The sequence below is a fragment of the Streptomyces sp. NPDC054834 genome (assembly GCF_053611185.1).
The window spans coordinates 21,219-28,191 of the sequence record NZ_JBSGZV010000077.1; the positions used below are offsets into that span (position 1 = coordinate 21,219).

The 6,973-nt window shown below is 73.6% G+C and carries 10 protein-coding genes and 1 pseudogene; 9 read left to right on the forward strand and 2 right to left on the reverse strand.

Going from position 1 to position 6,973, the window contains the following annotated elements:
• Positions 1 to 39: 39 nt before the first annotated feature.
• From ACWGJM_RS46650 to ACWGJM_RS46670, 5 genes and pseudogenes are all read left to right on the forward strand, one after another.
• Positions 40 to 450 (forward strand): annotated as a pseudogene (locus ACWGJM_RS46650) (sulfotransferase family protein); the annotation flags it as partial.
• Between the two features lie 396 nt (positions 451 to 846).
• On the forward strand, positions 847 to 1,167 hold the full coding sequence (locus ACWGJM_RS46655) for a DMT family transporter (RefSeq protein ID WP_453417879.1): 321 nt from the start codon (positions 847 to 849) through the stop codon (positions 1,165 to 1,167).
• Positions 1,167 to 1,715 carry a TetR/AcrR family transcriptional regulator gene (locus ACWGJM_RS46660; protein ID WP_453417869.1) on the forward strand — a complete coding sequence of 183 codons (549 nt, stop codon included), beginning with the start codon at positions 1,167 to 1,169 and terminating at the stop codon, positions 1,713 to 1,715. The genes ACWGJM_RS46655 and ACWGJM_RS46660 overlap by 1 nt, the downstream gene beginning before the upstream one ends.
• Positions 1,716 to 1,791: 76 nt before the next feature.
• Positions 1,792 to 2,778, forward strand: coding sequence for a 2,3,4,5-tetrahydropyridine-2,6-dicarboxylate N-succinyltransferase (dapD, locus tag ACWGJM_RS46665; protein WP_453417870.1), 987 nt, complete (start codon positions 1,792 to 1,794; stop codon positions 2,776 to 2,778).
• Between the two features lie 114 nt (positions 2,779 to 2,892).
• Positions 2,893 to 3,138 (forward strand): hypothetical protein, encoded by a 246-nt coding sequence (locus tag ACWGJM_RS46670; RefSeq protein WP_453417871.1) that lies wholly within the window; start codon positions 2,893 to 2,895, stop codon positions 3,136 to 3,138.
• Here ACWGJM_RS46670 and ACWGJM_RS46675 read toward each other — a convergent pair whose 3' ends face one another.
• A complete protein-coding gene (locus tag ACWGJM_RS46675) occupies positions 3,139 to 3,642 on the reverse strand; it encodes a hypothetical protein (RefSeq protein ID WP_453417872.1) in 504 nt (167 codons plus the stop codon).
• 281 nt (positions 3,643 to 3,923) lie between these two features.
• Positions 3,924 to 4,877, reverse strand: coding sequence for a 4-hydroxy-tetrahydrodipicolinate synthase (gene dapA / locus ACWGJM_RS46680; RefSeq protein ID WP_453417873.1), 954 nt, complete (start codon positions 4,875 to 4,877; stop codon positions 3,924 to 3,926).
• Between the two features lie 157 nt (positions 4,878 to 5,034).
• Here dapA and ACWGJM_RS46685 point away from each other — a divergent pair, with 157 nt between their 5' ends.
• The 4 genes from ACWGJM_RS46685 (at position 5,035) to ACWGJM_RS46700 (ending at position 6,925) form a co-directional block, all read left to right on the forward strand.
• Positions 5,035 to 5,181 carry a hypothetical protein gene (locus ACWGJM_RS46685; protein ID WP_453417874.1) on the forward strand — a complete coding sequence of 49 codons (147 nt, stop codon included), beginning with the start codon at positions 5,035 to 5,037 and terminating at the stop codon, positions 5,179 to 5,181.
• Entirely contained in the window at positions 5,178 to 5,870 is a 693-nt protein-coding gene (locus tag ACWGJM_RS46690) for a hypothetical protein (protein ID WP_453417875.1), read from the forward strand. The genes ACWGJM_RS46685 and ACWGJM_RS46690 overlap by 4 nt, the downstream gene beginning before the upstream one ends.
• 108 nt (positions 5,871 to 5,978) lie before the next feature.
• A complete protein-coding gene (locus ACWGJM_RS46695) occupies positions 5,979 to 6,398 on the forward strand; it encodes a phage holin family protein (RefSeq protein WP_453417876.1) in 420 nt (139 codons plus the stop codon).
• Positions 6,395 to 6,925 carry a DUF3618 domain-containing protein gene (locus ACWGJM_RS46700; RefSeq protein ID WP_453417877.1) on the forward strand — a complete coding sequence of 177 codons (531 nt, stop codon included), beginning with the start codon at positions 6,395 to 6,397 and terminating at the stop codon, positions 6,923 to 6,925. The genes ACWGJM_RS46695 and ACWGJM_RS46700 overlap by 4 nt, the downstream gene beginning before the upstream one ends.
• Positions 6,926 to 6,973: the final 48 nt, after the last annotated feature.

The window sequence follows — 6,973 nt, forward strand, 5'->3', positions numbered from 1 at the left end:
GGCTGGATCACGGGCCGGCGGGAAAGGCGTTTCCACGGGGTGGGCCTGGACGCGGACATCGTCACCGGGCGGATCGCGGACGGCCCGCCCACCCTCGGCTCCGCACTGGGCATCGCGCTCAGGGCGTACGCCGAGCGCCACGGCGAGGCCCGCTGGGGCGACAAGCGGCCCGCGTACGCTCTGCGCGCGGTGGAGATCCTGCGGCTCTTCCCCGACGCCCGGTTCGTGCACCTGGTCCGGGACGGCCGGGACTGCGTGGCCTCGCTGCTGGGCATGCCCTGGTGGCACCGCGGCTTCCGCGAGGCCGTCGCCACCTGGGCGCAGGTGATGGACGTGACCCGCCGCTACCCGCGCGTCCTCGGCCCCGACCGCCGGCACGAGGTCCGCTTCGAGGACCTGGTCGGCGACCCCGAGCCCCATCTGCGCCCGCTGTGCGCCTACTTGGGCGAGGAGTACGACCCCGCGACGACCGAGCCGCACCGGCCGGCCCGTACGGCCGTACCCGCCCGCAAGACCTGGCACCGTCGCAGCCACGGCGCCCTGGACGTCTCCCGCGCGGGCAGCCGGCGGCAGCGGCTGACGCCGGGCCAGATCCGGCTGTGCGACGCGGTGCTGGGCGACCGGCTGGTGCGGCACGGTGACGAACTCAGCGGAGCGGTCCGGCCCGACCCGGCCGAACTGCTCCGCTACCGCCGGGTCGCGGCCCTGCGCCGGGCGGCCCGCGCCGAGCGGCGGGCGCTCGACCACCTGACCCGGCTGCGCGAGCCGGGCCGGCGGCGGCCCGGCGGTCACCACTTCCGAGTTCGGGGCGTGACCTGCCCCCAGCCGTTATGTACGCTCGTACACATGGGATACCTGTTGCTCGGCTGCGCCATCGCCGCCGAGGTGGTCGCCACGACCGCGATGAAGTACAGCGACGGCTTCAGCAGGCTCGGCCCCTCACTGCTGACCGCTCTCGGCTACCTCCTCTCCTTCGCCCTGCTCGCCCAGACCCTGAAGACCGTCTCCATCGGAACGGCGTACGCGATCTGGTCCGGGGTGGGCACCGCGACGATCGCCGTGATCGGCCTGATGCTGTTCGGCGAGGGACTGGGCGCGACCAAGGTCGCCGGGATCCTGCTGATCGTCGGGGGAGTGGTGGTGCTCAACCTGGGAGGCGCCCACTGATGCCCCGGCGTTACGACCCCGAGCGGCGGCAGCGGATCATCGACGCGGCGATCCGGGTGGTCGGGAGGAAGGGCATCGCGGGCCTGAGTCACCGCTCGGTCGCCGCCGAGGCGGACGTTCCGCTCGGCTCCACGACGTACCACTTCACGACGCTCGACGACCTCATGGTGGCCGCCCTCCGCCAGACCAACGAGGGCTGCGCCAAGGTACTCGCCGACAGCGCCGTCCTGGACGACCCGGGCGGCGACCTCGCGGCGCGGCTCGCGCGGGTCCTCGGGGACTGGCTGGGCGGGGACCGGCCGGGCGTGGAGCTGGAGTACGAGCTGTACCTGGCGGCCCTGCGCCGTCCCGCCCTGCGTCCCGTCGCCGCCGAGTGGACCGACGAGACGGCTCGGCTGCTGGCGGCGCGCACCGATCCGGTGACGGCGAGGGCGCTGCTCGCGCTGATGGACGGGATCTACCTCCAGGTGCTGCTGACGGGAGCGGAGTACGACGAGGAGTACGCGCGGGACGCACTGGCGCGGCTGATCGACGGGGCGCCCGCGTAGTGCGGGCCGGTCCGTCCCGGCTCGGCACGTGAGACGCGGTTCGCCCAAGCGGCCCAGGCCACGTTAGGTTTCCCTTATGACCGACAAGAACGCACGCACCACCGGTGCCGTCGCCGCGGGCCTCGCCACGATCGCCGCCGACGGGACCGTCCTCGACACCTGGTTCCCCGCGCCGGAGCTGACCGAGGAGCCCGGCCCCTCCGGCACCGAGCGGCTGACCGCCGAGCAGACCGCGCAGCTGCTCGGCGGCGGCGCGACCGCGGCGATCGGCCCGGACGCCCGCCGGGGCGTCGAGGTGGTCGCGGTCCGCACGGTCATCGCCTCGCTCGACGACAAGCCGATCGACACGCACGACGTCTACCTGCGCCTGCACCTGCTCTCCCACCGCCTGGTCAAGCCGCACGGCCAGAGCCTGGACGGCATCTTCGCCCACCTCGCCAACGTCGCCTGGACCTCGCTCGGCCCGGTCGCCGTGGACGACATCGAGAAGGTGCGGCTGAACGCCCGCGCCGAGGGCCTGCACCTCCAGGTCACCTCGATCGACAAGTTCCCCCGCATGACGGACTACGTCGCCCCCAAGGGCGTCCGCATCGCCGACGCCGACCGCGTCCGCCTGGGCGCCCACCTCGCCGAGGGCACCACGGTCATGCACGAGGGCTTCGTCAACTTCAACGCGGGCACCCTCGGCACCTCCATGGTCGAGGGCCGTATCTCCGCGGGCGTCGTGGTCGGCGACGGCTCGGACATCGGCGGCGGCGCCTCCACCATGGGCACGCTCTCCGGCGGCGGCAACGTCCGCATCACCATCGGCGAGCGCTGCCTGGTCGGCGCCGAGGCGGGCGTCGGCATCGCCCTCGGCGACGAGTGCGTGGTCGAGGCCGGCCTCTACGTCACCGCGGGCACCCGCATCACCATGCCCGACGGACAGATCGTCAAGGCCCGCGAACTCTCCGGCGCCTCCAACATCCTCTTCCGCCGCAACTCGGTCACCGGCACGGTCGAGGCCCGCCCGAACAACGCGGTGTGGGGCGGCCTGAACGAGGTCCTGCACAGCCACAACTGATCATTGGCGGCCGTGCGGTGCGGTCGCCTGGTCACTGGTGAGCGCCCTTCCACGGCCCCGAGACGGCCCGGAAGGGCGCTTTCGTTCCCGATGCCGGATTTCACAGCGCGGTCTGTGCTGCCGGTCGTCGAAAGCGTGAATTCCGCCCCGGCGGTCAATGTGTTCACGTCCGGGGAGCAGCTGTTCAGGGCCTTCCCTCAGGTGCCCTGCTACCGGCCCGGCACCTTGCGGCAGTTGGCCGCTCACTGGCCGACCGGCGAAGTGGTCCTGGTCATCGACGCCGGGCACGAGGACTCGCGACGCTGTCCGCACACGGGGCGCAGTGGTTTCTCGCGCGCTGCCTCGTCCGACGTGCGGTGATCATGGTGTGAGGGAGCTCGCGAACTCCGCCAGGACCGTGAAGTCCTCTTCGCGCAGCCCGGTCCTCGGACTGACGTGGTGGAGCAGAGCGGGACCGGCATGGTGGGCCCGCACGTACGTCGTGTCGGCCGGGCTCTGTTCGTCGTCCACCCAGGCGAAGGGGCGGTCGGCGGCGTGGGCCACGATGGCCTCGGTCTTCCGGTGGACGCCGTCGGGCCGCGTGGCGAACAGGCCCGCGCCGAAGTCGACGTACGGCAGCTCCGGCAGGCCGACGACCGGGGCGATCCAGCGGTTGGCCGCGTCCATCCAGGTGGTGGCCCAGCACAGGTCGTAGCCGAGGTTCAGGAGCGCCGGGCCGTGGGCCGGGTTCAGCCAGACCCGCAGGGCGCGGCCGGGGTGCAGGGCCACCCGGATCGTCGTGTAGCCCGCGGGGCGCCGCTCGGGCTCCGCCGCGTACGGGTTGAGGGGGCCGTCGACGTCCAGGTACAGCAAAGGGCGGCTCACGGGGACAACGTACGGCACCGGACGCGGTGGACCGGCGGAAGATCTTTTCCCGGCGGACAGGCATAGCGGCAGGCGGCAGGCCGCGTCTCAAGGGATACAGCGGCCCGGCGCCGGGTCCGCCCGGGAAAGAGAAGAGCAGGGACCGGCACGCCGCCGAGGACCTGTTGCAGAACGCGCTGGTCGGCGGCGGGGCGGTGGCAGCGGATCGACGAACCCGAGACCTGTGTAAGGAGATGTTCGACGAGCTGAAGGCATGGCAGCCGGTCTTCGCCCGCCGCTGATCAGGCGGCCGTGAGTTCCTCGTACGCCCCCAGCAGCCCGTCGACCGCCGAGCGGCCGGCGGGCCGCAGCGGTGCGCGGACCGGGCCCGCCGGCAGGCCGAGCGCGTTCAGGAGCGCCTTGGCGGTGACCGCGCCCTGCTCGCCCGCGGCCGTCATCGCTTCGACGAGCGGGACGGCCCGCTGCTGGAGAACGGCGGCGCGTGCCGTGTCGCCGGCCTCGAACACCTCCAGGATCTGTGCGATCCGGCGCGGGACGACGTTCGCGACCGTGCTGACGCAGCCCGCGGCGCCCACCGCGTACAGGGCGAGGATGTGCTCGTCGCAGCCCGCGTAGTAGGCCAGGCCGGTGCGGGCCAGTACCTTCTGCGTGCCGAGGAAGTCGTACGAGCAGTCCTTGACCGCCACGATCCTGGGGTGGTCCGCGAGCCGGATCACCGTCTCGGGCTCGATGCGGGTGCCGGTTCGGCCCGGGATGTCGTACAGCATCACCGGCAGGCCGCTCGCGTCGGCGACCTGGCGGAAGTGCGCCTCCAGTGCGTCCTGCGGCGGCCTGCTGTAGTACGGCGTCACCACGAGCACGCCGTCCGCGCCCGCCTTCTCGGCCGCCAGGGCCAGCTCCACGGTGTGCAGGGTGTCGGAGGTGCCCACGCCCGCCACGATCGGCACCCGGTCGCCGACCGCCTCCCGGACGGCCGTGATCAGCTCCGCCTTCTCGGCGTCGCTCGTGGTCGGCGACTCGCCCGTCGTGCCGTTGAGGACCAGTCCGTCGCAGCCCTCCGCCACCAGCCGCTCGGCCAGGCGCCCCGCGCCGTCCGGATCGAGCGCGCCGGCCTGGGTGAGGGGGGTGATCATCGCGCAGAGCGTGCGGCCGAAGGGGCGGGAGGAGGTGGGCGAGGAGGTGGGCGAGGAGGAGGGCGAGGAGGTGGGCGAGGAGGTGTGTGGGGTGGTCGTCATGGGAGTAGTCTCGGCACGGCGAAAGTGAAGCTCCACTTAATTCTTCTACGGGATATCGATAAGCGTTACTGCGACGTCGGGCGGGGTGAGTGCCTCGCCCTATGTCCAACTCGGCCCTTCATGGGTCACTATGGCCGGGACGGTACCGACGGCAGTCATGGGAGGCACCATGAAGCTCGGCAAGGCACTGGCCACCGGAGTCGCTGAGGAGCAGCCGGTCGTCCACGAGGAAGAACTCGACGTCACCGAGGAGATCCGCGAACCGCAGGACTCCGTGCCCGAAGAGGTCCCGGCCGCCCGATGAGACTGCGGCTCCCCACGGAACGCCCGACGGAGCCGCCGACCGGATACAAGATCGCCCACCCGGTGCTGTCCCAGGACGGCACCCGGGCCGGGTTCACCGGTGTGTCGCTCGGCGGCGCGCTGCCGTACGCCGTCCTGGACGACGCGTCCTGCGTCTACGGGCGCCGGCACCGCCCGCCCGCTCGGCTGTGCGACTGCGGCTTCCACTGCGTGCACGGCCGCGCGGCCGCGGAGGCACTGCTCACCACCACCGAGCACCGGACGGCGGCCCTGCTGGAGGTCTCCGTCCTCGGCGTCTACATCCGCTTCGAGCGCGGTTTCCGCTACGCCCGGCAACGGGTGCGGACGGTCACCGTCGGCCCCTGCGCCTGCGGCGCGTCCCCGGCGGCGCTCGCCGACGCGGGCTGGGGCAGGCCCGGCTGGCGGGCCCTGACCGCCTCCTGTCCGCTGTGCCTGCGCGGCCGTACGTCCGTCTCGCTCGCCTCCTTCGCCCGGCTGGCCGGGCAGGGGCTGCGGGTGGTCGCGGGCGGGACCGCCCCGGCTCCGGGCGGCGGCCCGGCCGGGCCCGAGGGGCTCGGCGTGCCCGAACTCGTCGCGGAAGCCGCCCTGTTGCAGGCCCGCCTCGACTGGTTCCAGACCCAGCTGGCCCGCCTCGGCGAGCGCGGGGCGGGGGGCGGGACGAAGGGCTAGATCCGTTCTCGGTCCGCTCCTGGGAGGCCCTGCGGGGCCTGGCATCCCCCCTTAACGGTCGCCGGCCGGGGTACTCGGATGTTCCGGACCGAGAGGAGGCGGAACACCGTGACCGGGACCATGAACGTGCGGCCCACAACCGACGAGCCCCCCTCCGTGGGTGAACTCGTCGGCCGGGCCACTGAACAGCTCTCCCGGCTCGTGCGGCAGGAAGTGGCCCTCGCCAAGGAGGAGTTGGCACAGAAGGGGCGGCGGGCCGGGCGCGGCGGCGGGCTGCTGGGCGCGGCGGGCGCCGTCGCCTACGCCGGTCTGCTGGGCCTGGCCGCAGCGGCCGTCGCCGCCCTCTCGCTGACGCTGCCCGTGTGGGCCGCGGCGCTCATCGTCACGGCGGTGCTCTTCGCCGTCGCCTCGGTGCTCGCCGCGACCGGCCGCGCCCAGCTGAAGCGTGCCGCACCGCCCACACCCGAGGAGACGCTCGGCAGCGTCAAGGCGGACGTCGAGGAGATCAGGGAAAGGGCGCACCGATGACCAACAGGAGCGAACCCGGCGGGGGCGGCGCGAAAGGCCCCGACGAGCTGAGGCAGCAGATCAAGCACACCAGGAGCCAACTCGGCAGCACCGTGGAGGAGCTGGCCGCCAGGGCGGACGTGAAGGGCCGCGCCCGGGCCCGTGCCGCCGACCTCAGGGACAAGGCGGGCGCGATGACCGTACAGCTGCGCAGCAGCGCCGCGCAGGCCGGGCACACCGTGCAGGAACGGGCTGCCAGGGCCGGACACACGGCGCAGGAGCGGGCGGTCAGGGCGGGGCACACCGTGCAGGAGCGGGCGCTCCGGGCGGGCCACACCGCGCAGGAACGGGCGGGGCACGCCGGACACCTAGCGCAGGACAGGGCGACGCACGCCGGGCACGCCGTCGAGCAGCGCGTGCCGCGCCAGGCGCGCACCTTCGTCCAGGCGGGTGCGCGGCACCCGGTGCCGACACTGATCGTCGGCACGGCGGGCGCGGCGCTCCTCGCGGCGGGCATCTGGTGGCGCGTGCGCCGCACCCACCGCTGACCGGGCGCCACGGCCGCGGGGGCCGCGGGATCCTCCGATCCCGCGGCC